This is a genomic window from Micromonospora sp. NPDC049051 (genome assembly GCF_043197575.1).
GTDB lineage: Bacteria > Actinomycetota > Actinomycetes > Mycobacteriales > Micromonosporaceae > Micromonospora.
In genome coordinates this window covers 1,371,407-1,395,460 of sequence record NZ_JBICTL010000001.1, presented here as the reverse complement: position 1 = coordinate 1,395,460, position 24,054 = coordinate 1,371,407, and the positions used below count along the sequence as shown (strand labels likewise).

The 24,054-nt window shown below is 72.5% G+C and carries 21 protein-coding genes; 7 read left to right on the top strand and 14 right to left on the bottom strand.

All coding sequences use genetic code 11. The annotated features are described in order from the left end of the window. Window positions 1–22: 22 nt before the first annotated feature. Window positions 23–1,321 (bottom strand): hypothetical protein, encoded by a 1,299-nt coding sequence (locus ACGFIR_RS06595; protein ID WP_393143524.1) that lies wholly within the window; start codon window positions 1,319–1,321, stop codon window positions 23–25. After that, on the bottom strand, window positions 1,318–1,842 hold the full coding sequence (locus ACGFIR_RS06590; protein ID WP_392999702.1) for a SigE family RNA polymerase sigma factor: 525 nt from the start codon (window positions 1,840–1,842) through the stop codon (window positions 1,318–1,320). The genes ACGFIR_RS06595 and ACGFIR_RS06590 overlap by 4 nt, the downstream gene beginning before the upstream one ends. A 716-nt stretch (window positions 1,843–2,558) precedes the next feature. On the opposite strand from ACGFIR_RS06590, the gene ACGFIR_RS06585 reads away from it, so the two are divergent. Then, window positions 2,559–5,099, top strand: a complete 2,541-nt coding sequence (locus tag ACGFIR_RS06585; RefSeq protein WP_393143522.1) for a hypothetical protein — start codon at window positions 2,559–2,561, stop codon at window positions 5,097–5,099. Window positions 5,100–5,122: 23 nt separating this feature from the next. Here the strand turns inward: ACGFIR_RS06585 and ACGFIR_RS06580 are convergent, their stop codons facing one another. The 3 genes from ACGFIR_RS06580 to ACGFIR_RS06570 all read right to left on the bottom strand — a co-directional run bounded on the left by ACGFIR_RS06580 (window position 5,123) and on the right by ACGFIR_RS06570 (window position 8,851). Then, entirely contained in the window at window positions 5,123–5,626 is a 504-nt protein-coding gene (locus tag ACGFIR_RS06580) for a hypothetical protein (RefSeq protein WP_393143520.1), read from the bottom strand. Window positions 5,627–5,967: 341 nt separating this feature from the next. Then, complete coding sequence (locus tag ACGFIR_RS06575; protein WP_393143518.1) at window positions 5,968–7,344, bottom strand: M23 family metallopeptidase; 1,377 nt, start codon at window positions 7,342–7,344, stop codon at window positions 5,968–5,970. 178 nt (window positions 7,345–7,522) lie between these two features. Then, a complete protein-coding gene (locus ACGFIR_RS06570; protein ID WP_392999710.1) occupies window positions 7,523–8,851 on the bottom strand; it encodes an AAA family ATPase in 1,329 nt (442 codons plus the stop codon). Window positions 8,852–9,056: 205 nt separating this feature from the next. Between ACGFIR_RS06570 and ACGFIR_RS06565 the strand changes: the two genes are divergently transcribed. The 3 genes from ACGFIR_RS06565 to ACGFIR_RS06555 are packed head-to-tail and all read left to right on the top strand — an operon-like array spanning window position 9,057 to window position 14,221. Then, entirely contained in the window at window positions 9,057–12,356 is a 3,300-nt protein-coding gene (locus tag ACGFIR_RS06565) for an NACHT domain-containing protein (RefSeq protein ID WP_393143515.1), read from the top strand. Between the two features lie 33 nt (window positions 12,357–12,389). Continuing rightward, window positions 12,390–13,562 (top strand): sensor histidine kinase, encoded by a 1,173-nt coding sequence (locus ACGFIR_RS06560; protein WP_393143513.1) that lies wholly within the window; start codon window positions 12,390–12,392, stop codon window positions 13,560–13,562. Further along, window positions 13,559–14,221, top strand: coding sequence for a response regulator (locus ACGFIR_RS06555; protein ID WP_393143511.1), 663 nt, complete (start codon window positions 13,559–13,561; stop codon window positions 14,219–14,221). Before ACGFIR_RS06560 ends, ACGFIR_RS06555 begins: the two co-directional genes overlap by 4 nt. A 51-nt stretch (window positions 14,222–14,272) precedes the next feature. Here the strand turns inward: ACGFIR_RS06555 and ACGFIR_RS06550 are convergent, their stop codons facing one another. After that, window positions 14,273–14,620 (bottom strand): DUF6223 family protein, encoded by a 348-nt coding sequence (locus ACGFIR_RS06550; protein ID WP_393143509.1) that lies wholly within the window; start codon window positions 14,618–14,620, stop codon window positions 14,273–14,275. A 288-nt stretch (window positions 14,621–14,908) separates the two neighbouring features. On the opposite strand from ACGFIR_RS06550, the gene ACGFIR_RS06545 reads away from it, so the two are divergent. Beyond that, on the top strand, window positions 14,909–15,229 hold the full coding sequence (locus ACGFIR_RS06545) for a GYD domain-containing protein (protein ID WP_392999720.1): 321 nt from the start codon (window positions 14,909–14,911) through the stop codon (window positions 15,227–15,229). 177 nt (window positions 15,230–15,406) lie between these two features. Here ACGFIR_RS06545 and ACGFIR_RS06540 read toward each other — a convergent pair whose 3' ends face one another. The 8 genes from ACGFIR_RS06540 to ACGFIR_RS06505 form a co-directional block, all read right to left on the bottom strand. Next, window positions 15,407–16,234: a peptidase gene (locus ACGFIR_RS06540; protein ID WP_393143507.1), complete on the bottom strand. Its 828-nt coding sequence runs from the start codon at window positions 16,232–16,234 to the stop codon at window positions 15,407–15,409. Further along, window positions 16,231–17,544, bottom strand: coding sequence for a VWA domain-containing protein (locus ACGFIR_RS06535; protein ID WP_393143505.1), 1,314 nt, complete (start codon window positions 17,542–17,544; stop codon window positions 16,231–16,233). The genes ACGFIR_RS06540 and ACGFIR_RS06535 overlap by 4 nt, the downstream gene beginning before the upstream one ends. A gap of 222 nt (window positions 17,545–17,766) precedes the next feature. Continuing rightward, entirely contained in the window at window positions 17,767–18,219 is a 453-nt protein-coding gene (locus ACGFIR_RS06530) for an SUKH-3 domain-containing protein (protein WP_393143502.1), read from the bottom strand. A 507-nt stretch (window positions 18,220–18,726) separates the two neighbouring features. Further along, complete coding sequence (locus tag ACGFIR_RS06525; RefSeq protein ID WP_393143500.1) at window positions 18,727–19,221, bottom strand: hypothetical protein; 495 nt, start codon at window positions 19,219–19,221, stop codon at window positions 18,727–18,729. 3 nt (window positions 19,222–19,224) lie between these two features. After that, on the bottom strand, window positions 19,225–19,542 hold the full coding sequence (locus ACGFIR_RS06520) for a hypothetical protein (RefSeq protein WP_393143498.1): 318 nt from the start codon (window positions 19,540–19,542) through the stop codon (window positions 19,225–19,227). Window positions 19,543–19,549: 7 nt separating this feature from the next. Then, entirely contained in the window at window positions 19,550–19,966 is a 417-nt protein-coding gene (locus ACGFIR_RS06515) for a YbaB/EbfC family nucleoid-associated protein (RefSeq protein ID WP_393143496.1), read from the bottom strand. A 123-nt stretch (window positions 19,967–20,089) separates the two neighbouring features. Beyond that, window positions 20,090–21,160: an FAD-binding oxidoreductase gene (locus ACGFIR_RS06510; RefSeq protein ID WP_393143494.1), complete on the bottom strand. Its 1,071-nt coding sequence runs from the start codon at window positions 21,158–21,160 to the stop codon at window positions 20,090–20,092. Further along, window positions 21,157–21,450, bottom strand: a complete 294-nt coding sequence (locus tag ACGFIR_RS06505) for a hypothetical protein (RefSeq protein ID WP_393143492.1) — start codon at window positions 21,448–21,450, stop codon at window positions 21,157–21,159. The genes ACGFIR_RS06510 and ACGFIR_RS06505 overlap by 4 nt, the downstream gene beginning before the upstream one ends. Window positions 21,451–21,964: 514 nt before the next feature. On the opposite strand from ACGFIR_RS06505, the gene ACGFIR_RS06500 reads away from it, so the two are divergent. Continuing rightward, window positions 21,965–23,458, top strand: coding sequence for a hypothetical protein (locus ACGFIR_RS06500; protein WP_393143489.1), 1,494 nt, complete (start codon window positions 21,965–21,967; stop codon window positions 23,456–23,458). Beyond that, on the top strand, window positions 23,455–24,021 hold the full coding sequence (locus ACGFIR_RS06495) for a GNAT family N-acetyltransferase (protein WP_393143487.1): 567 nt from the start codon (window positions 23,455–23,457) through the stop codon (window positions 24,019–24,021). The genes ACGFIR_RS06500 and ACGFIR_RS06495 overlap by 4 nt, the downstream gene beginning before the upstream one ends. Window positions 24,022–24,054 lie beyond the last annotated feature (33 nt).

Genomic DNA, 24,054 nt, shown 5'->3' with positions numbered 1-24,054 from the left:
CCCGTCGCTGTCCGGTGGCTGACTAGGGGTCGACCCGGACGGTGCTGACCGTGCCGCCGGTGGCGGTGACGCGTACCTCGGTGGCGTCGGCGGGTAGCAGCGCCGCGCCGCGCCCGGCGTCGTGCCATTCCCCGGCGCCGACCCGGTAGCTCAGCGCCGCGCCCTCGGCGGCGACGAGGACACCCTGCCCGTCGGGCAGCCGCAGCCGCACCGGCAGCGGCGCGTTCCAGTCGATGAACCCGCTGGCCACCGGCCGGAAGGGCGCGCCGGCATGGGCGAGCAGGGCGATCGCGCGTGCGGGATCGTCGTCGTACTGGACGCTCTCAAGCAGCAACTGCCGGCCGTCGGGGGTCGCCCCGTAGACGATCAGGTGGGGAGAAGCCCCGGCCCGGTGCATGCCGCCGCGATCGACGTAGGCGGCGAGCGCGTTCTCGTAGACGTCGCCGACCTGCGCGGCGGGGGTGTCGCCCCACACCCGTTCCGCGCCGGGCAACGTGTAGGTGACCGACCGCGGCTGCGGAGTGGCCTTCCGGTCGGCGAAGAGGAGGTGGGCCGCGTTGGCGACGTGGACGGTGGTCGTCGCGCTGGCCGATTTCCTGACCAGGGCGACCGTCACCCTGTCGCGCTGCGGCGGCACCGACAGCACAGCGGCCCCGTCCCGGAAGACCACCGGCTGGAAGGTGCGCTCGATCCGGCCGTCCGCGGCGTACCGGAACGTCGGCGAGAACTCCACCTGGTATCCGGCGTCGAGCACGACCAGCACGTCGCGGCGCGGCCCGAGCAGCACGGCAGACGAATTGCCGTCGTTGGTGTCGGTCACGGTCTCCCACTTCATGACCCGCGGCCCCTCGGCGGTGGGCTCGACGAACGCGGCATAGCCGATCATCCGGTCGCCGGCTGGCGACACCTCGGGGGTGACGGTGGTCCGCTGCGCGACGTACGCGGCAGGCCCGGCCGGGGTGTTTCCCGCCCAGACCACGTGCGGATCGCCTTCGACGCCGGAGCCGGCGTCCCTCGCCCCGTCCCGCCACGCCTGCCGGACCTGCCGCAGATATCCTCCGTCGCCGGCCAGGTCGCCGCGGGTGGGTTCGTCGAACAGCGGCGAGGCGACCTCCACCGCGGCCCCGTCGTCCGCGAGGTGGAGCGCACCGCCGACGGGTACCGCCACCACGGCCGCGCACACCACGGCCAGGACGGCTCGACGTCGACGCAACCGGCGACGCCCACCCCGTCGCACGTCCTCAAGCAGAGTCGGCGGGTTGACGAGGTCATCGGTCACCCGCCGCAGGACACCCTGCACGTCACTCTCTTCGATGGTCATCGCGCACTCCCGGTGTCGCTCGGGACGGACAGGACGAGACTCGATCCGGCCAGCGCCTCCCGAAGGTGGGCGAGGCCCCGGGAGGCGTGGCTCTTCACGGTGCCCTCGGAGCAGCGCAGCGCCCCGGCGACGTCGGCGACCGACAGGTCCTCCAGGTAGCGCAGCACGACGGCGGCGCGCTGCCGGGGCGGCAGGGTACGCAGCGCCGCGACGACCGTCTGGCGCAACGCGATGTCCTCGGCGTGGTCCCGGGCAACCCCGTCGTTGTCCCCCAACGCCTGCTCCGGCCGCCGGGCCCGCCGCCGCCACCGGTTGATCGACCGGTTGACCAGGGCCCGCCGGGCGTACGCCTCCGGGGAGATGCGCACCCGCCGCCACCGCACGTACACCTGCTCCAGTACCTCCTGAAGCAGGTCCTCGGCCGCGTGTCGGTCGCCGGTCAGCAGATAGGCCACCCGCAACAGCGCCACCGACCGGGTACGGACGAAGTCGTCGAACTCCGCGCCATGCGCGTCTCGCATCTGGCCCTCCTGGTCCCTCAGCCAGCAAGACACCGCAAGGAGCTGCGGGGTTTACCGGCTCTCGATGTCGACTGCCGACCGGTAGCCGAAGGCTAGAGGCGGGGCAGCGGCGCGGGCGGGAGACAGCGGCAGGTGCTGCCCGTGGAGAGGGTGTCGCGCAGCAGGGCGCCGCGGTGACCACGCCGTCGCGCAGATGGCGTACGCGGGGCGCTGGTCCAGTTGCCGGCGAACGTGTTGGCGGGGCGCCGGTCACGTGATCAGGACGCCATGGACCCCTCCCGGCAGCCTTGAGGTCCATGGCGCCCTGATCACGGCTGGGCCCACCGACTTCCCGACACGCCGAGGGAGTCACCTCTTCCGCCGTCTCGCGCCGACACCGCGCGCCCAGGTCAATCGACCGCCACGGCACATCCCGTCGACGGGTCGGCGGTGCCGCCACGGACCACATCGGGCTCCTGAGCTGGGGATCAGTGGACCGAGTCGCGGATCAGCCAATGCATCGAGATCAATGTCGGGCGACAGCCAGTGTCCGCACCCGAAATGCGGCCAGTTGGTTACCTACGAGTAGGTATGATCGAAGTCGCGAACATGTGGCGCGTTCGCCCTGAAAACTGAGGTACCTTGGCCTGCGCGCCTCACCGGCGGCAGCCCTGAACGGACGACCACCCCCGCTCGTCCGCCCGCTTTCACTCCTCGTGGAAGGTCCAACGACGGACATGGGTGACGGTCTCGACGACCTCAGAAACTACGTGCTGGGTACGACAGCCGAGGCGGCTCTGGACGAGTTCGCTGGCGGCCGGGGCGCCACGTGGCGGATGTCCCTGAACGCCAAGCGGCATCGCGGGCGCGGTGGGGCCCACCTCGTACGCGTCGTCGTCACCGGGGCCCGAGGTCACGACGCGGAAGAGCTCTACGTCAAGGTGCTGCCGGACCAGCGGTCCGCCGAGGAGACGGCCCGGCACCGGGCGGCGATCGACGCCGATCCCGAGTTCGCGGAGCGCCACCTCGTCCGGCAGCCGTACCCCCGCTACCCGGTCGGCGACGGCCGATTCCTCATGTTCCAGGACGTGGCCCGTGGCGCGGAGCACGTGCTCTCCCTCGCCGAAGTGCCGGACGCCCAGCTCGTCGAGGCCTACCGGACCCTCGTCCACAGGTTCCTCAACGTCTGGTGTCGCCGGGAGCAGCGGACGAGCCGCACCACCGTCCACGAGTTCGTGTGGCGGGAGCTGGACGACGCAGGCGCGTGGCGGGAGGTCCTGGAGTCGGTCAGGACGCTGGCTCTGGTCGACCCGGACGCGGACTGGTTCCGGGTGGCGGGGCACGACCAGCCGCTACCCAACCCGCTGCGCCTCGCCGCGTCGAACTCGCCCCTCGGGGACGCCGAACTGGACCAGCGGTGCGGGGCCTCGCACGGCGACCCGCACCGCGACAGCGTCCTCTATCCCGCCACCCGCCAGAGCCTGGTCCGGGTCGACGAGTTCTGCCTCGTGGACCTCCCCCGCTTCGCCACGAACGCGCCCCTCACCCGCGACCTGGTGATCCTGCTGCTGGATGCCGTCCTGCCCGAGGTGGCGGAAGGCCTCGTCGGCGTACGGGCCGACGCACTGCGGGCCCTGCTGATCGACCCGGCGCCGGAGCCCTCGGGGTGGCTGCCCCTGCTGCTGACCGAGGTGATCAGGTCCTGCTACGCGGTCGGCACGACCTACGCGCAGGACGGTAGCTGGCGGGCGCAGTACCTGCTCTCCCTGGTGAGCCAGGCGCTGATCAGCTGCACCTACGAGAACGCCGGGCCGGTGGGGCGCGCGTGGTACTTCCGCCTGGCCGCCGAGGCGGCCGAGGCGTACCGACGGGAGTTCCAGGACCAGGTCGCTCCGCCACAGCAGGTGCCCGTACCGGCGGCACCGGTTCCCGGGGCGCGCGGCCACGATGTCTCCTCCGGGCCCACGGGACCGGACGGCGGGGGGTCCGGACCGATCGACGCCACGGCCCGGCGACCGCATCCGCCTGCCCGTCCCGCCACGCCCGACACCGCGTGGCCGGAGCATCCCGGGCTGCCCGGCGACCCCGCGCCGCCGGTGTGGACGTACGGGGTGGTGCCCATACCCGAGTGGCAGACGTCCGGGTCCGCCCAGCACGGCCGGCACGGGGCCGCGACCGATCTGCGCCTACCGCACGAGTGGAGCGGCGCGGCGGAGTTCCACGGCCACGTCCCGGCGACCCGCGAACCACTCGTCACGATCACGGATCACCGGGGCGACGCCGCCCGCGCCGCAGGGCCCCGCCATGCCCGGCGCGATCCGGCGCGCACGCTCCGCGGGGCCCCGCCCCCGCCCCCGGGGCGTACGGCGGTCGAGGCGGACGGCATACCGCGCCCACGCCGCCCGCTCGCGCCCGATTCCGTCGCGCCCCGACCGACGCGCCGCCGCACGCGCTCGCTGTGGCCCTCGGCACGCGCGCTGAAGGCGGTGCTGATCGGCGGCGTGTCCCTGGTCTCGGTGGTCGTCGGCGGAGTCGCCGTACTCGTGGTACGCGACGAGCCGGTTACCGGGTTGTACCGGCGTGCCGTGGCCCCGTCGGCCGGCGACGCGAGCGCACAACTCGCCGCTCTCGCACTCACGGTCGCCGCCCGCCCGTCGCCAGCGGCCAAGGGCCCGTACACCTCGATCTGTCTGCGGGTCTGGTCGCCTCCGGCGAACCTCGCGTCCGGGGTCGACCTCGACAGCCACCACGACGAGCAGCTCTGGTGGACCAGCAAGCGCTCCGGCCGGCGGGTCGTCACCCCCGTGGTGGCCGGCCAGCGCTCCGAGCCGCAGGAGTCGCGGTACCAGGAGGGAGAGCTGACGGAGATCCCGCCCGAGCCGTCGGCCGACCCGGCCGAGCTGAGTGAGCAGCTCTCGGCGCAGCTGGACGAGCTGCCGCCGGAGCTGCGCAACGCCGCCGGCCTGATGGAGCTGATCAGCCGCTACCACCGGTATCACCTCCTCGACCCGGGACAGCACTCCGTCATGCTCCACAAGCTCGGGACGACACCGGGGATCACGGCCCGGGGCAGCTACCTGGACTGGGCCGACCGGCCGGGGCTGGCGTACAGCACCGACGACGGCCAGGGACGGCGGGTGACGCTCCAGTTCGATCGGAACAGCGGGGAACTGCTCAGCCACCAGACGACGAGCGTCGCCGAGAACCTGACCCTCAGCTACCTGCTCTTCCTGGCCAACACCCGCACCGACTCCAGCACCGGCGCCCGGTGCGGGTGACACCGGTACGGCCCGCCGTACCGTCAGCAGCGACGGTCGACGTAGTTGGCCCAGTTCCGGTAGGGGCTCGCGTCGCTGCGGACCCGGTTCGCGGCACCGACGTCGAACAGCCAGGTGCCGTGGTAGTAGAACGAGACGGATCCGCTGGCGAGGTTGTAGTGGGCCGACTCGACGCGGAACTGCCAGTCCCAGGTGGACAGGCTCTGCCGTCCGCAGTCGGAGAGGCGGCCACGAGGGTAGCCGTAGCTGGGCCGGTCGTAGAAGCAGTACCAGCCCTGCGGACAGTCGGCCACGCCATACGTGCCGACCGGGGCGCGGAGGGTGACGACGAAGGCGCCATCGCCGTAGCTGATCTCGTTGTCGTTGATCGGCGTGCCGCCGGGGTGCGTCGACAGGTACCGCCGCAACTCCTCGCGGGCGGCCCGGTCGCCTACGTCCGCCCAGGCCGGCGTGGACCCGGTCACCAGGACCAGGGCGCAGGTGACCACCGCCGCGACGGCGGCACGGAAACGGATTGCACTGACCATTCGACACCTCGCGATGTGGGCGCGCAGGGGGCGAGCGACAAGGCCGCCGGCCAGGTGGGCCGGCAGGCCACGGGTCGGGCTACGACGATCGGTAGCGCCGTGGCCAGGATAGGAATCGCCATCGAGTGATCACCATCGATGTTACGACAGCAATTGCGCACCATTTTGACAACACCCATTTGGAGGGATAACAAAAGGCCGCACATTGCCGTCCGCAAGTTACCCGCCACCGCTTGCATGGCCCTCGTCGAACAGGTGCCGGTCGAGTGGGACCGCCCGGCGATCCCGGGGCCCGGCGGGAGGGCCGGTGCGGATCGCCGGACGGTCCGGCCAGGATGAGGTCAGACGGTGTAGAGGATCTTCACCCCGGTGAGGTTGGTCGCCGAGACGCCCGTTCCCCGGACGCCGGAGTTGAGGTTGCGCCAGCCGGCGTTGCTGGCCGCCTCGTGCACCATGCCCCCGGCCACGGTGTAGACGTACTTGACGCCGTCCATGCTCGTCGCCGCCAACGCATCCGGGCTGACGCCGGAGATGCCCGAGTTCAGGTTGCGCCACCCGGCGTTGCTGGCCGCCTCGTGCACCGTGCCCCCGACCACCGTGTAGACGATCTTCACCCCGTTGTGGTTGATCGCCGCCAACGCGTTCGGGCTGACGCCGGAGATGCCCGAGTTCAGGTTGCGCCAACCGTTGTTGCTCGCCGCCTCGTGCACCATGCCCCCGGCCACGGTGTAGACGTACTTCACCCCGCCGACCGCGATCGCCGCCAACGCGTTCGGGCTCACCCCGGAGATGCCCGAGTTCAGGTTGCGCCAACCGTTGTTGCTCGCCGCCTCGTGCACCGTGCCCCCGACCACGGTGTAGATGTACTTCACGCCGTCGACGTTGATCACGGCGAGGGCGTTGTTGCTGACCCCCGAGATGCCCGTCCACAGGTTGCGCCAGCCGGTGTCGCTGGACGCCTCGTACACCCGGCCGTCGTTGACCGTGTAGAGCAGCTTGTTGGTGCCCATGACCATCGACGCGGTGGCCGAGCCGGTGATGCTGTTGACCGGCAGCATCTGCCAGCCGCTGTGGCTGCCGGACTCGTACACCTGGCGGTTGGAGCTGACCTGCCCACAGTTCTGGCTGGTCATGTTCCGGGCCGGCGAGGTGGGGCCGGAGACGTAGAGCGGCCCGGTGTTCGGGCTGCCGTCGGAGGTGATGCCGGAGGGCACGCCGTTGAAGTACGCCTCGGTCTTGACGCCGTCGCGCGTCTGCTCGTAGTGCAGGTGCGGGCCGGTCGAGTTCCCGGTGCTCCCGACCCGGCCGATCTGCTGGCCGGTCGACACCCACTGCCCGGCGCGCACCGGCGGAGACTCGATCATGTGCAGGTAGAGGGTCTTCCAGCCGCCGCCGTGGTCGATCACCACGTACCAGCCGCCGCCGTTGCCCCAGCCGGCGAACGTGACGGTGCCGGCGTACGAGGCGAGGATCGGCCGGCCGTTGCTGGCCCCGCCCGTGAAGGTCATGTCGATGTCGTAGTCGTCGTGCCCGTAGTAGGTGGCCAGCCGCCAGGTCTCGCCGCAGGGGAACGGCATCTGGAAGTTCGGCCGGGGGCCGGCGGCCTGGGCCGGTACGGCCACGACGGCGATGGCGCCCACCGCGGCGAGCAGCGCGGCGCCCAGGCCGGCGAGCGCCAGCCGGACCGGGGCGAGGAAGCGGGCGAATGGACCCGTCATAGGGAGTTCCCTCCGAAGCCGGAATTTGATGTTGATGGATGTTAGGACAGCCATCGACATCCGGCGAGAGGGCGGACGCTCCAGCGCGGTCCGGCCCCGGCGGCGGCGCGGCCCGACGGGTGACGCGCGGCCGGGGCGGCAGGTGGCGAGCTGCCGGGGCGGTGCGCGCGCGGCCGGGTCAGGCGGGCACCGTCGTCGTGGCCGCGAGCAGGGCGAGGATCGTCTGGTTCGCCTCCCAGCCGTCCGGGAACTTCACCGGCACGTCGAGGTGCACGGTCTCCGTCGACGGGTGGGCGTCCAGCAGCTCACCGATCCCGGCGCGCGCCACCACGACGCACGCGTGGCGGTGCCGCGACGTCAGCACACAGAGCCGCCCCGACTCCAGGTGGAACGCGGTCGCGTCGCGCCGGCCCGACAGCGGGTGCAGCACGATCGTCACGTCGTACTCCCGGCCCTGGAGCCGGTTGGCGGTGTCGACGGTGATGCCCGCCCCGGCCTCGCCCAGGTGCGCCCGGATGGCCGCGACCTGGTCGCGGTGCGCGGCCCCGACGGCGATCCGGTCGGCGGTGACCGGCGCACCGCCCGGCGCGTGCTCGCTGACGGCGACCGCGCCCCGCTGGAGCACCCGCAGCGCCAGCGCCGCGCAGGCCGAGGCGGCCTCCCCATCGGTACGCAGGGTGTGCCGGGCCGGCAGCTCGTGCAGCGCCCAGCCGGTGGACGCCGCCAGCTCCACCACCCGGTCCAGCGCGTCGCCCCGCCCCGGCTCGGTGAAGCTCAGCGCCCGGTCGGCGGTGGACGTGCCGGCGCGGAAGCCGGTGAACGGGTAGAACGCCGCCGCCACCACGGGCGCCGCCGAGGCGGGCAGCCGCCACGACACCGGCAGGCGGTGCACCGGCAGCTCCGGGTTGTGCCGCAGCAGCACCGCCACCGCCGACTGCATCGGATCCCAGGTCAGGCCCGTCCAGCGCCCCGTCTCCACGGTCGAGAACGGGTCGAGCTGGCCGGGATCGCCGACGAACAGCGCCCGCTCGAACCGCCCGGCCACGCGCAGCAGGGCGTCGGAGCGCATCTGGTACGCCTCGTCCACGATCGCCCACGGCCAGGAGCCCTCGGCGACCGTGGCCCACTTGGCGGCCGTACCGATGATGACGGCCGGACCGCCGAGGTCGGCGACCTTCGCGGCGACCCGGACCGTCTCGTGGCCCCTGACCCGCTCGGACGGCCGGTAGTCGGCGGCGGAGAGCCGGCCGATGCGCAGCTCGGGCGCCTTGCGCGCCAGGCGGTCGATGAGGTCGTCGACCTGCTCGTTGGTCTGCGCGACGATGATCAGCGGCTCCCCGGCGGCGGCCAGCTCCACGGCGGCGCGCACCACCAGCGTCGACTTGCCGGCGCCCGGCGGCGAGTCGACCACGACGCCGCGATGGTCGCCGGAGCGCAGGTCGGCCAGTACTGCGGCGATGACCCGCTCCGCCTCGACCGCCGGCGGCACCTCCAGCCTGGTACGCACGACCCCACCTCCCACCGATCACCGGGACACTACGCCTGCCCCACCGTCGAGCGGTGACGCCGTGCCCCGGGCCGGCCGCCCGCACGGGCGCGGCGCGGGCGTGGACGGGCCGCGACGGAATGCCGAAACCGGGCTCCCACCTGCGGGAACGGCACTAACGTGAACGTGCGGGGGAGGCGGGCGGGCCTCCGTCCGGTAACCGGCCATGTCGAGCATGGGGGTGACCGTGGGCGGGCCGAAACGTGGTCCGGTCTGGGCGGCCCAGCTGTGGCTACGCCAGCGCCGGCGCCGGTGGCGCACCCGCCGGGAACGCCGGACGGAGCGGGACCGCCGCCGCCGCTCCGACGAGCGGGCCGGCAACCGGGTCAGGTGGCGGTACCGTCGCTGGCTGCGGTGGACGATCGTCGCCGTCGCCTGGACGCTCCTCGCGTGGACCCTGCTGTCCCTGGTCCTGACGGTCCTCGACACCGAGCCGCGGCTCCTGCCGGTGACCAGGTGGTGTCAGGGAGACCAGCCGAGGGCGTACTACTGCGGGCAGGTGCAGGGCTTCGTCAAGCCCCTGATGGTCGCGGCGCTGGGGCTCGCGTTCTTCTACTACTGGCGGTACGTCCCCGTCCGCCGCTGGTACCGGCGCAACGTGCTGCGCAACAGCCGGATGGTGCTGCCCAGCGCCGAGCGGGGCCTCGACCCGAGTGACGTCGTCGGCCGCGACGAGCTGTGCGAGCTGCTGATCCAGCGGCTCCGGGACCGGGCGACCCGGCGGCCCCTGCTGCTGGTGGGCGGCATCGGCACCGGCAAGACCGCGACCCTGGCGCGGCTCGCCGAGATGCTGATGGCCGCCGACGTCGTACCGGTCGGGGTCGACCTGCGGAGTGTCACCGATCCGGAGAAGCTCAACTTCCGCCAGCTCGCCCTCGAACAGTTCGAGCGCACCATCGACACCCGGCTGCGCGCCGCGGGCGAGGCCGACCGGATCTGGCGGCGGCTCTGGCTGGAGAACCGCCTCGTGGTGCTCGCCGACGGGCTGGAGGAGAGCCTCGCCGACGCCGCGCAGCCCGCCGACCGGGACAGCGTGCTGCGCGACGCCGTCCGGGCCGCCGTCCGCGAGCGGCTCCCCCTGGTGGTCGCCTCGCGGCCCGACGATCCGCTGCGTGGGCTGGACGCGCTGCTGCTGCAACTGGAGCCGCTCGCCCAGGGCCCCGCCCTCGAATACGTACGGGCCCGCAGCCGCCGCTCGGAAGCGGGCCTCCGGTGGGACCGCGTCACGGAACTGGTCAAGGCCGCCGACGTCGCGGACTCGCCGTTCTACCTGCGGATCATCGGACAGCTCTACGAGGTCGACCGGCTGGACCGCGTCGAGCCGGTGGGCCCGGGCAGGGCCGCGCTGCGGTGGTGCCTGCTGGAGGAGTGGCGCGACGCCACCGTCGCCGGTGACCTGTACGAGGACTACGGCCTGCCGCAGGTCGAACGGTCCGACGCGATCGAGGTGCTCTCCGCCCTCGCCTGCATCGGGCTGCGCGACAACCGGCTGTCGGTGCGGACGACGGAACTCACCGGCGGCGACGCCACCGACGCCGGCCAGCGGTGGATCCTGACCGAGCTGCGCAACCGGCTGCGCAAGCTCGACGCCGGCAACGCGCAGGACGTCGGGCTGGCCGAGACCACCGGGGACGCGCTGAACATCGTGGTGAAGCGGCAGGACGGGGTGCGTTTCCAGCACGGGGTCATCCAGGCGTACCTCGGCTCGCGCTTCCTCACCGCCGCCATGCGCGATCCCGGCTTCCTCGATCGGGCCTTCGCCCACCACGACGGCCCCGGGCGGGAACTGCTGGCCGCCCTCACCCTGTACACCCGCAGCGCGGGCGCGTTCGAGCAACTCGACGGGCGGCGGCAGCCGACCGCGCGGGCCGGGAACCTGCCCCGCCTCGGCGACGCCGTCCGGCAGAAGATGGGACTGCCCACCGGAGGCCGGTACGCGAAGGCCGCCCGGAGCCGCTCCGTCGCTCTCCTGCGGCGGCTCTGCGACGAGGCGGTACGCACCCGCAACCGCACCCGGGCGCTGGAGATGTTCGCCGCCGCGCTCGAGATGGACGCCGCCACCGGGCACACCTCGCACGAGCGGCTGGCCCGGTCCATCCGCGACGTCTGGTGCCGCTACCAGGGCGACGGCTCCGTCACCGACCGCCCCCTCGAAGACGCCAAGATCGCCCTCGTGCACCGCTACGGCGACGCCGCCCGGCAGCTCGTGGACCGGCCGCCCGATCCCGCCGGACTCCGGTCGCAGCGACCCGCCCCGCAGTACGACCAACTGTTCCGCATGATGGCCGACGAGACGTCGTACCTTCCTCGGCTCGCCGCGGCCCGCGAGATCGCCGCCGGCGGCACCGCGGCCGTACGCGCGCTGCGCGACCTGCTCATCGAACCGCCGCAGGCGAACGAGCCACCGGACCGGGAGCGCCTCGACGAGGTGCGGACCTGGCTGACGCCGTCGCTGTTCCTCTACGCCGACGACGCGCACGCCCCCGGCGAACCGAACTGGCGGCAGGAGGCCCACCGGACCCTGCAACACTGGGTGCACCGCCTGGCCGATGACGCCACCGACGGGGCCCGCGTCCATGAGCTCACGCTCGCCCAGGGGTTCCGCCTCGCGGCGAACTGCCGGGTCTACCCGGCGCACCGCAGCCTGCTGATCGAGGAGGCCGAGAAGGCGCTGCGGCACTCCCGGTTCTGGTACTCCCACCTGGTGCTCATCCAGGCGCTGACCCTGCTGGCCCTGCCCCGCGACCCCGGCGAGACGCTGCGCGAACGGGGCCACGGCTCGGACCCGCGCGGGCTGGTCGACTACTGGACCTCGATCGCCGGCGGCGGCGACCGCGCCCCGTACCGGCACAGCGGCACCCAGCACCCGCTGGTCCGCCGGGTCGCGGACCTGTGCGTCGAGTCGCTCGTCGACCGGCACCCCGAGCGACACTGCTGGATAGACGAGCGGGAGATCGTCGGACGGGTGGGGACGGTCAGCCCACAGCCCGGCATCCGCCGGCTCCAGGACTCCTGGCTGCCGACCTCGCACGGCTGGGCCGTCCTGGAGCCGCGCGCCCAACGGCTGCTCGCCGACGTGATGCTGCTGCTCAACCTCGCCGACCGGGGCCGGGACGGCACCGAACGGGCTCGCCGGCTCACCCGGGCCAGCCGGCCCGAGCTGCCGCCGTGCCTGACCATCGACCGCACCGCCATGCGGGTCACCCTCAGCCGTCGCCAGGCGCACGACGTCCAGCCGGGCTCCACCTGCATCGACGACTGCCCGTTCCGGCTGTGCCCGCTGCCGCCCAAGGGCGACGAGCTGCCGTACCAGATGGAGGAGGTCTTCTGCGCCCACCAGATCGACCTCGTCGGGCAGTGGTTCCGCCCCGGCGCGCGGGCGGACTGGCAGGCGGTCAACCGGAAGGACCTGCGTACGTTCTGGCGCGAGATGTCCGAACGGATGGCCCCCGCCTGGCGCAAGTGAGCCGTACGGGCATCCGGCACTAGGCTTCGGCGCATGTGGACGTCGCGGTGGCACGGCCTGGCGACGAAGGCGGCCCTGGTGCCGCTGGTCGGCCTGGTGGCCGTCGTCGGCCTGGTGGTGCAGGCGTCCGGCATCGACACCGACGCCGAACGGGCGGCGCTGTTGGCGGTGCTGGCCGCCTCCGGCGCGCTCTACCTCCGCCGCCGCCACCCGGTGGCGGTGGGCGTGGTGGCGCTGGCTGCCGTCAGCGCGTACGGAGTGCTGCTGCACCGGCCCGGGCCGATCATGCTGGTGTTCGTCGTGGCGCTCTACACCGTCGTCGACGAGGGGCATCTCGGGGTCGCCGTCGGGCTCGGTCTCGCCTCGGTGGTCGCCTTCGCCGTCGCGGACAGCTACCACCGGACAGCCGAGAGTGTGAACGGGGCGACGCTGCTGCACGCCGGTTGGCTCGTCGCGGTCATCGTGGGCGTGACCCGCAACCGCCGGGCCTACCTCGCCGAGGCGCAGGCCCGGGTGCTGGCCGCGGAGCAGGGCAAGGAGGAGGAGGCCCGGCGACGGGCCACCGAGGAACGGCTGCGCATCGCCCGTGAGCTGCACGACGTGCTCGGTCACCATCTCTCACTGATCAACGTGCAGGCCAGCGCCGCGCTGCACCGGCCGGATCCCGACCGGTCCGCGCAGGCGCTCGCCGCGATCAAGCAGACGAGCAGGGAGACGCTGCGGGAGCTGCGCACGACGCTCGGCATCCTGCGGCGCGAGGATGCCGCGCCGGCCGTGCCCACACCCGGCCTCGACCGCCTGTACGAGCTGGTCACGACGGCCGGGCGGTCCGGGTTGGAGATCCGCACCGAGCTGGCGGAGACCCGGGCGCTGCCACCGGAGGTCGACCTGGCGGCGTACCGGATCGTCCAGGAGGCGCTCACCAACGTGACCCGGCACGCCGGCGCGACCGCCGTGGTGATCCGCGTCCGACCGGACCGCGACGACGTGCTGCTGGAGGTCGAGGACGACGGCGTCGGCGCGGCGGGCCAGCCCGGCAACGGGATCCTGGGCATGGGCGAGCGGGCCCGGGCACTGGGCGGTTCGCTGACCACGGGCCCCGGCGTGGACGGCGGCTTCCGGGTACGCGCCCGCCTTCCGGTACCGCCCGTCGCGGTGCCGGCGGGCCCTCCCGCGCCTCGGCCGGAGCCGGGGGACATGGCGTGATCCGGGTGCTGCTCGCCGACGACCAGACCCTGGTGCGCGCCGGGTTCGGGTCCATCCTGGGCGGTGAGGGCGACATCGAGGTGGTCGGCGAGGCCGCCGACGGTGCCGAGGCGGTACGGCTCGCCCGGCAGCTACGGCCCGACGTCGTCCTCATGGACGTCCGGATGCCCCGGCTGGACGGCCTGGCCGCCACCAGGGAGATCGCCACGAGTTCCGACGTCCGCGTGATCATTCTGACCACGTTCGACCTGGACGAGTACGTCTACGGCGCGCTGCGGGCCGGCGCGAGCGGTTTCCTGGTCAAGGACACCGAGCCGGCGGAGCTCATCCACGGGGTGCGGGTGGTGGCGCGTGGTGATGCGCTCATCGCGCCGTCGATCACCCGCCGACTGATCTCCGAGTTCGCCGCCCGGGCCACGCACCCGGATCCGGGGCCACGGCTGAGCGCGCTGACGGAGCGGGAGCGTGAGGTGATGGCGCTGGTCGCCGCCGGCCTGTCCAACGACGAGATCGCGGCGCGGCTGGTGCTGAGCCCCGCCACCGCGAAGACGCACGTCAGCCGGATCATGACCAAGACCCGGGTCCGGGACCGGGCCCAGTTGGTGATCCTCGCGTACGAGTCCGGCCTGACCGTTCCCGGCTGGCTCGCCCGCTCCTGACGGCAACCTCCACGGCACCGCATCGACCCGGTGCCCCTGGCCGGTCGCCGATCAGACGGTGCGCCGGGAACGTACCAGAGCCAGCCCGCCGAGGACCACGGCGGTCAGCCCCACCACCAGGGCCACGTAGCCCCCGCCCCGCCCGTTTCCGGTGCCGATACCGCTGTCGGAGGTGGCCACGACCAGCCCGCCGAGGGCGATGCCGATCAGCCCCGCCACCAGGGCCACGGTGGCCCCGAGCCGGCCGGAGCCGGTGCCGATACGACTGGCGGGGCGGGCCAGGGCCAGCCCGCCGATGATCACGCCGGCCAGCCCCAGCAGGGCAGCGACGCTGGACCCGATTCGCCCGGCGCTCATGGTGTAGGCGCTGGTGGCGGCAAGCAGGTGACGGACGTACATGAGGACTCCTTCGCTCGCATGACGAGTACGCCGGCAGCGTATGTACCGGCGTGGTCACGGGTCGTCATGCCGGAGTTGGCGATGGGCCTACCACCCGGGTTGCGCGCCCTCGGGGCGTCGTACTCCCCTGGGCGTCTCGGACTGGCCGTCCGGCCGGGCGAGAAGGCAACGGCCATGTGGTGCGCCCGAGCGGCAGGGGCAGAACCTCGGCACGCCGTCACCCTCGCCGGGAGGACTAGACACCGGCACACCGGGTACGCGCGGCCGGAACCTGGAGGTGGTGCCCGGATGGCGAGGTTCCTGTTCACGGCGACCTACACGGTCGAGGGGATCAACGGGTTGATGCAGGACGGCGCAGCGAGACGCGTCGAGGTGATCCGGGCGTTGGTCGAGAACACCGGTGGCCGGATGGAATCGCTCCACTTCGGGCTCGGCCCGTACGACGCGTACGTGATCTGCGACCTTCCCGACCAGCAGACCGCCATCGCCCTGGCCATCACGATCCGGGCGGCCGGCGGCCTGGAGACCCGGATCAACCCGCTGCTGACCCCCGAGGAAGTGGACGAGGCGCTCCGGGTGAACACGACCTACCGGTCGCCGGGAGCCTGACCCGCCGACCCGGCCGCCACGAGAGTCAATGTGGCGGCCGAGGGCGTCACGGCTGTCAGCCGGGTGACCCGGTGGCGGGGCGGGCGGCCCGTTCGGTCATGCCCGCCCCGCTGTCACCGTCGCTCTGCTACTTCTCGGGTGCGCCGGCTGTCGCCGTGCCCCGAACCGCGCTTGCGGTCAGCCGACGCGCTGGCGGGGGCGGGTGAGGGCGAAGCCGACCACACCCGCGACGGCGGCCAGGATGCCGCCCGCGATGGTCCAGTACCAGCGGGACGACAGGTTCGGCCAGCGAACCCAGTCGAACCAGCCGTCCTCCTCGTCACCGGCCGCCGCCGGGTCCGGCGTGCTGGTGGTCGGGTCGCCGGCGAGCACCTTGCCCGGGTTGACCGCCGGGACCAGCGGCTCCTTCAGGTTGCCGCCCTCCGGCTTGGTGTCGCCGTCGGACTCCACCCCGACCAGCAGGCTCACCTCGATCGGCAGGCCCAACTCCTGCTCCGGCAGCTCGATGCCGGACAGCCGGACGTAGTACGTGCCCGGCAGCGGGTCACCCGACCACGGCTCGGCCCACGAGCGCACCTGGCGCAGCTCGCAGTCGAGTTCGACGGTGGCGGCGCTCTTCGAGGCCACCGGGGTCTGCGCCCCGGCGACGCACGCCTGCCGGCGGCGCAGCCCGTCGAAGACCTCGACGGTCCAGGTGGAGTCGCCCTTCCGGCTCGCCGCGGCGGGCAGCGACACGGTGGCCGCCACGTGATGGGTGTCCCCCGCCGCCGCCGTGAACGACCAGTACAGGTAGTCGCCCACGGAGGCGCCGACCCGTACCGGCTGGCCGGGGCTGATCCCGGCGGCGGTGAGGAACGAGGTGCCGGCCTTGTTGATGGTGGCGGCACCCGGCGACGGGGTGGGCGTGTCCGCGCTGGCGGCGGCCGGCAGCGCGACGGCGATACCGGTGGCGGCGAGCAGCACCGCCGCCCGGCGGGCCGGGATCGGAGCGTTCCGCGTCCTCATCGGGTCCTCCAGACCGCTACCCACCAACGGGTCAGCCAACCAACGATCAGCCCACTGAGCAGACCCGCGAGGGTCAGTACGCCCAGCAGCACCCAGCCCCGGCCGAGACCCGGGTTGTTCGGGGCGGGCGACGCGTCGACCAGGTCGATGGTCAGTTCGAGCGGCATGCCCGGCGCCGCGGCGGCACCCGCCTTGGCGGAGAAGGAGTTGCTGACCACCAGGCAGACGACGGTGGGCTCGGGAGCCTTCTCGGTCGAGTCGGAGAAGACGCCGCCCTTGTCGTTGTCCGCCGAGTCCTCCTCGTCCTCGTCGTCCGCCGCCGACCAGCGCACACCCGTCGACAGCACGTCGGTACGACCACTGCCGGCGTCGTTGCCCCGGACCAGTTCCCGCCCGTCGGTGGCGGTGGCCCGCAGCAGTACGCCGTAGTCCCGGTTCAACGGCCGGTCCAGGCCGATGCTCACCGAGGCCCGCAGCTCCTGCCCCGGCTGGACCGGGATCCGGTACCACCGGTGCTCCTCGAACCGCTCCCGGTCGGTGTAGACGCCGGGGGTGAGCACGGGCGCCTTGGCGCAGACGTCGGTGCCGGTGACCTTCGCGGGCGTCTTGGCGTGCGTGTCCTTGGCCCGCTCCACGAGCTGCTTGATCCGCCGGGTCAGGTCGTCCTTGCTCTGCGCCGAGGTGTACGTGCCGCCGGTCGCCGAGGCGATGCAGACGAGCTGCTTGCGTACCTTCTCGTCGGGGATGAGACCGAGCGTGTCGACCACCAGGTGGGTGCCCTGGGCGGCCAGTTCGCGGGCCACCTCGCAGGGGTCCGGCGGCGCGCAGGTGTCCTCGCCGTCGGTGATGAGCACGATGCGTCGGGTGGTCTCGCCGCTGCCGAGGTCCTTGGCCGCCTCGCGCAGGGCCAGCCCGACCGGGGTGAAGCCGGTCGGGCGCAGGGTGGCGATGGCGTTCTTGGCCTTCACCCGGTCGACGGGGCCGACCGGTACGAGCTGCTGCGTGTCCTGGCAGCCGACCTTCTTGTCGTCGCCGCCGTACGTGGCGCCGAGGACGCGGATACCGAGATCCGTCGTCTCGGGCAGCGCGTCCACGACGTCGTTGAACGCCTCCTGTGCGACCGAGATACGAGTACGGCCGCCGATGTCCTTGGCGCGCATCGAACCACTCACGTCGAGCACCAGCTCCACCTTGGGCGGCTCGACGGGTTCGGTTTCGTGCTCGTCGGCGTAGGCGGGGGGCACGCCCAGTGTCGGGAAGGCCACCAACAGTCCTAAGAGGACCGCTGGGAGCCGTCGTTTGATGATCACGGGGGCCGATCCTAGTGATCGTCACGCTCGTGGCTAATTCGGCCGCATCGCGATCCTCTATTGAGGAGAGATGCGAGTGGACCAACTCTGCCGTGGGTGGGAGCGGTCGGCGCAAGCACCGGGACGCCTCCCGGTGCCGGTGGGCTGCGACGTCCACCGCAGCCCACCGCTTCCGCCCGCCACCAGGGTCCACGGGACGTCACGGGCCCGCTGCTCTGCCGCTCAACCCTGGTCGGGGGCGTCCTCGCCCTCCAGCAGCCGGGCCAGGCCGGTCGCCCCGGGTCCGAGCCGCTTGATCTGGTCGTCGAAGAGCATGAAAATCGTGCCCTCCGCGTCGATCGCGAGGCTGGCGTGCCCGTCGTGCTCCTCGCCGATCGGGTAGAGCTGACCAGCCGTCGGCGCGTCCAGGCTGGTGAACCACGCCCGCTGCCCGAGGCACAGCATCGGGTCGAGTCGTACGCCCGTGCGGGCGTAGTCACGCCCGGGGCCGGACGCCGGCACAGCCAGCCCACCGAATTCGGTGAGGAAGGCGCGGGCAGGGGCGTGCATCGTGAACCCCTCGGGGGCGAGCGCGGCCTCCCAGTCACTGACGCTCACCCGCCTGCGCGGATTCCATCCCGCCGCCTTGAGTGCCTGGGCAACCCGTGGTGGCAGGTCCCGTTCGTCGGGCCTCACAGCGCCTCCCTCAGACCAAACGCGTTCCGCAACGAAACACAACTGTTGCAGCACGGGTTGTGGCTGCCGTGGCCGGGGTTGCCCGGCGGGCGGATCCGGGCTGAGCCGATAGCGCCCCCGCGCGGATCGATGCCCCGGTCCAGTAGCCGGGACAACGACTGCGGCAACGCGCAGTTGCCGTGCCACGGTGCGCGGAGGTTCTGCGGCACGCTGTCGAGCACTCGGGCCACCTCGCGGTGGTGCGGATACCTCTTGTCTGGGCCTTCGCTGGTGGAGACTTCCGTGTGCCGGCCGTCCGCAGTGGTGACGGCCTCGCTGGTCCCGTTGGGCCGCCCCGTGGCGCGCTGTCTGTCCGCCTCTCGCCGGGCCGCATAGGAGGCCTGGCGCGCCGGAGACGCGTTACGGGTGGGGCGGGCATCCGGATCCCCCCGGCGGCGACGCTTGACCTTCTTGACGGGACGGACCCATTCCCGGGCGAACTTGGCGCCGATCTTCCCGCTGCGGTTCCTAGCCATTGATCAACCGCCACACACACTCCTGGATGAGGTTGCCGACGATGGTGCGAGAGATCGTCTGGAAAACCGGAATCTCCAGGAGCGACGCTCCGAACGTGGGGCCGGCGGTGGCGATGGCCTGGGCGATCTGAACCGCCAGAATCACCAGCTGCACGATCACCGCGATCTTCAGGGCCAGCACGATCGCGGCGCAGATCATCAGGCCCGCGCCGCCGATGACGGCCCCGTCCGTGTTGCTGAGCAGACTGGCGAGCGGGCTCTCGTCGCCGGACCACCACGTCCGGAACGCGTCGATGTCCTGCCCCTCGTTGCCGCCCAGTACGGCTGCGGCGGAAGCCCCGGCAGCTTCCGCGAAGCCGGCGATGTCGTTGCTGAAGTCAAGCCACGCCTGCCCCAGTTCGAAGAGCTTCTCCTCGTCGGACGCTGGCCACGTGTAGCCGAGAATGTCGAGCAGCGTGATCAGCTCGCCCGGTAGTTGCATGCCCATGCGCTACCCCCCGAGCCGGCCGAGGATCCCGTTGAACAGGTCGGCGTTGCCAGCCTCGTTCGCCTGGTGTGCCTTCGCCATCGCGGTCAGGTCCTCGCCGGCGAAGCCGATCTCCTCAAGCGCCTCGGTGAGCACCTCGAAGACGAAGCTGGACGCCTCCTCGTAGGCGACTCCGAGGATGGAGCCCGTCTCGTCGTCACCAAACACCGGGCCGATCGCGGCGACCTGGGCCTGAAAACTCGCCAGGCGCTCGGCGAAGCGGTCGGCCGCCGACCCCATCGTGCCCGCGGCGGAGGCGATTCCCTCCGGGTCGATCTGCACGGTGCCGTCACCCGCCCCGGCGTCCCAGCCGCTCCTGCGCGGCGGCGAGCCCGTTGACGAACGTGCTGAACTGCCGTGCGGCATCCTGCTGGATCGCACCGAGCTGCCGGCCGAGTTCTCCCAGGTCGACGGGGCCCGCCGTGGTCGGGGCCGTCCGCTGAAGATCCTCCATCGCGGCGTTGACCGCGGCGACGATGTGTTCGGTCAGCGTCTCCAGGTCAAGCCGCAGCAGCCGCGGATCCACCTCGAGCGCGGCCACCCGGCCGGGCATCTCCGTGCGGACCCGGACCAGACCGTCCGCTGCCTCGCCGTGCCCCTCGACGGGAGGCCCCTCCGGGTCCTGCGTTGTGGACTGGTAGCTGCTCAACGCGCGCATCGCGTCCGACAGCGCCTTGTCCAATCCGGACGGATTGACTGATGTCACCCTCAACCCCCGTGTTCGCGCGACTACACTCCGGCGATGGTAGGCCAGCCACACCAATTGCATCGACCCCCGTCGGTGGAGGCAGCCGGACCGAGAGGATGTTGCGGCTGCGCCCGCCCGCCGTCACAGCACCATCACGGTCGGCAGGTGGATGCGCTCGGCGGGCACCCCGGCGGCGAGCAGCCGCAGCCGCACGCCGGCGAGCATCGGGGGCGGGCCGCATACGTACACGTCGCCATCGGGGCGGCGATGGTCGAGGGCGATGGTGAGGGCGTCGCCCTGCTCGGCCGGCTCGGCGGCGGGGTCGTGGCTGAAGGCCGGCACGACGGTCAGCCAGTCGTGGGCACGCTGAAGCTTGTCGAGGGCGGACGCGTCGTACAGGTCCGCGAAGGTGCGCGCGCCGACGACCAGGGTCACCCGCCGGCCGTCGGGCGCGGCGGCGACCTGCTCGACCAGGGCGCGCAGCGGCGCCAGCCCGGTGCCGCCGGCGACGAGCAGCAGGTCCCGCCGCGCGGACGGGTCCAGGCGCAGGCCGGCGTCGCGCGGCGGGCCGAGGTGGAGCAGCTCGCCGGGGCGTACGTCGTGGACGAGGCTGTGGGCGACGGCCCCTGCGGCGATGGCGCGGACGTGCAGCTCGACGGTGCCGTCGGGGCGTGGGGCGTTGGCCGGGGAGAGCCAGCGCCAGCGGCCGGGCCGGCGCGGCGTGCAGACCGGTACCGCCTGGCCCGGCTGGTGGGGCAGGCGCTGCCAGGGGCGTACGGTCAGAATGGCGATCGTGTCGCACGGCCGGTCGTGGCCGATCACCTCGGCCGGGCACCAGGCCGGGCCATCCCCGGCGCGGGCGGCGGCGCGGCGCACGGCCTCGTCGGCGCGGCGGCCGGCGCGCTCCCAGGCGTCGGCGAGCCGCGACGTCCACAGCGGGCGCGCGTGCCGGGCGACGGCGGCGAGCAGCGCGTCGCCGATCGTGGCGGCGTGCGGCAGCAGGCCATGCCGGCGGTACGCGCGGCCGAGCACCGCCAGCAGCGCCGCCCGCCCGGCCGGGTCGTCGCCGCCGACCGTGAGGCGGCCGAGCGCGGCGAAGAGCAGCGGCGCGTCCCGTTCGGGGAGCAGGCCGAGGCGGCGATCCTCCAGCGTGCACCAGAAGTCGTTGGCGCCCCGCTCGACGGCTGTCTCCCAGGCGGCGGCAATGCTCACGCGCCCACCTCCCCGGCGAAGGCCCGCCGGGCGCGGGCGATCCGCTCGTCGGGCACGTCGAGCGCCCAGAGCACCCCCGCCAGGTAGTCGACGATGCGCCGATGTTCCTCCTCCGACAGGCCGAACCCGCGCCACGGGTCCATCCTTGGCTGGCCTTCGAGAGCCGCGTCGAGGCCCGCCGCCAGGTGCGCGCCGAGCCGCTCCAGGTCGACCCCGATGAGGTACGGCGACAACTCCGCGTCCGCCACCACGAGCCGCAGCCACTGGCCGACCGCCTCCTGCGCGCTCATGCCCGACCAGCCAGATCGACGTGGGACGGGAGTGGGCACCGGGGATCGTCGACGGAGGTGGGCATGCCGGCTCCTCAAGGATGTAGGCAGGTGCCCTCGCTGACGGTGGGTAGCGGAAGGGCCCTTGGCAACGGTTCAAGTGGCGCCGGGGCGGGCGGGAGCGGAGCTGTGTCGTGGGGGAATCGCCGCAGTTCCGAGAGCCAGCACCCGCCCCGGGCCATGCGTCGACCTTCGACTCCGGCCAGGGCTTCCGGTATGCCGCGTGGATCGTGAAGCCGATGCACGCTGCGCATCCAGTCGATCACTCGCCGGCGCCCTTGTCTGCCTCCTACGCTTTCGGCGCTGTCGAGCTGCCCCGTCCGTGCGGGCACACCTTGGACAGCCGAGCGACGAGCGGCGTGGATGACCACGCGAATATGCGCGCTGCGTATACCGAGCCTCCACGGAGCGGCTTGAATGGATAGGCTCGACGAGGGGGAATGGACGGAGCCACCTGCGCATGGCGAGGTTGCCGGTGACACACACGAACTGCCCCCGGTGCGGCGGACGACTGGCCCGCGACAACGACAGCGGGCGCTGCGCGCCGTGCCAGGCCGCCGAACGCGACAGGCTGAGCGCGCCACCGGTGGTGCCGGCGCGCTTCTGGGAGCACGAGCCGGTGCGGCGGGCGCTGGCGGAGCGGCATCTCGGCCGGGTTATCCGGGCGTACCGGTGCCACCCGTACCACGGGCGGGCCGCGTTGCCGCAGACCGTGGTGGCGGGGTGGCTGGGGATCACGCAGGCACAGCTCAGCCGGGTGGAGAACGGGCCACCGATCATGCACATGGATCGACTCACGCACTGGGCGCAGGTGCTTCGGATTCCGCCCCGGTTCCTGTGGTTCAGCCTCCCCGCCCGGTTGACCGAGGTTGTGGAGCACGACGCCGTACCCGTGAAAGAAGCCGGACCGACAGACCCGACGGCACGCGCAGATGCCCACATCGCGGCATCGAGCCAAGGAGGTGGCACTACGGACCGCCGACAGTTCCATGCCCTTGCCGCACTCGCGGGCATTGCCGCGACCGGTTCCCTCGACCTGCTCGCCGCGCCCCACAACACGGCCCGAGGAATCAGCATGGAGCAGGTCCGCGCCGTCGGGTCGCTGGTGGACGGATTCCGCCGTGCTGATGCGGCCGTCGGTGCCAACCAGCTTTGCGGCCTCGCTATCCGGATGCACGCCCATCTCTCGGAGTGGGCGGCAAAGGCCACCTACAGCCGGGACGTTGGCGAAGCGCTCCAGGCCACCCTCGCCGACCTGGCCATAGAAACGGCCTGGCTCACCATCGACGCGAATCGCCGCCCGGCGGCCAGGGCATACCTCAACGAGGCGATCGCCAGAGCGCGTTTCGCCGATGACCCGCGCATGGAGGTGCGCACATTCGCCTACCTCGCGCTGCTGACCCGCGAGGACCGCCCCGGTGAGTCGCTGCACGCCGTCGAAGCGGCACTCCGTTCCTCCGCTGGATGGGGTACCCCACGACTGGCCACGCTGCTGCACCTGCGTGCTGCGCGAACGTACGCCACCCTGAACGACATGAGCGGTTTCCACCGGGCGATGAGCAAGGCCAAACACGAGTTCGAACGCGGCACCAGCGAGGACGACATGCCGTTCCTTCACTTCGTGACCGTGCAGGAAATCAAGGGCATCGAGGGCCTCGCCTACCTCGCCCTGGGCAGGCCCGAACGCGCGGCCGAGGCCTTCCGAACCATTACCGAGAACCCGTCCCCCGTCCTCCGGCGTAACCAGATCTACTACTCGGTCCAGCTCGCCGACGCCGCCTGCCGGCAGGGCAACCTCGACGAGGCTGCTTGGACGGCAATGAACCTGCTGCCTGAACTTGGTCAGGTGAGTTCGGGGCGGGTAAGCCTCCACCTCGCGCAGCTCCGGTTCAGCCTCGGGCAACCACAGCGGGCGACGGCCGCGACCCGGAAGTTCGTCGAGGCGTACGACCAGGTGGTGCACGCATGATCGAAGGCTTGGAGCTGCGGCACCACACCGCCGACCAGGCGGCCGGACTTATCGACCGGCTCGTCGAGCTTTACCTGATGGTGTACGCGGACGGCGGCGAGTTCCACAGCGAGGACCGGTACCGCCGCCAGCTTGCCGGCCACATGCAGCGCGACGGTTGGGACCTCGTCACCGCCACGGTCGACGGCGAGCTGGTCGGTTACATCTACGGATTTCCGCTGCCCGCCGAGACCAGGTGGTGGGGCGGCATCCACGAGCCCATCCCGGCCGGGTTCACCAACGAGGACGGGAAGCGGACCTTCGCCATCAGCGAGCTGATGGTGGCCCCTGATTGGCGTCGTCGGGGAATCGCCAGGTCGCTGCACGACGAGCTGCTCGCGGGGCGTGCCGAGGAGCGGGCCACGCTCCTGGCAGAGCCGGGCAACGCTCCTGCCCAGGCCGCGTATCGAAGCTGGGGCTGGCGGCAGGTGACCAAGCTCCGGCCCGACTGGGAGCACGCACCCACGTACGACGTCTTGATAACTCCGGCTTCATTAAGCAGTCGACCCCATCCATGCCCGTGACGGAGGTTTTTATACCAACCCGCCGGATCCCGC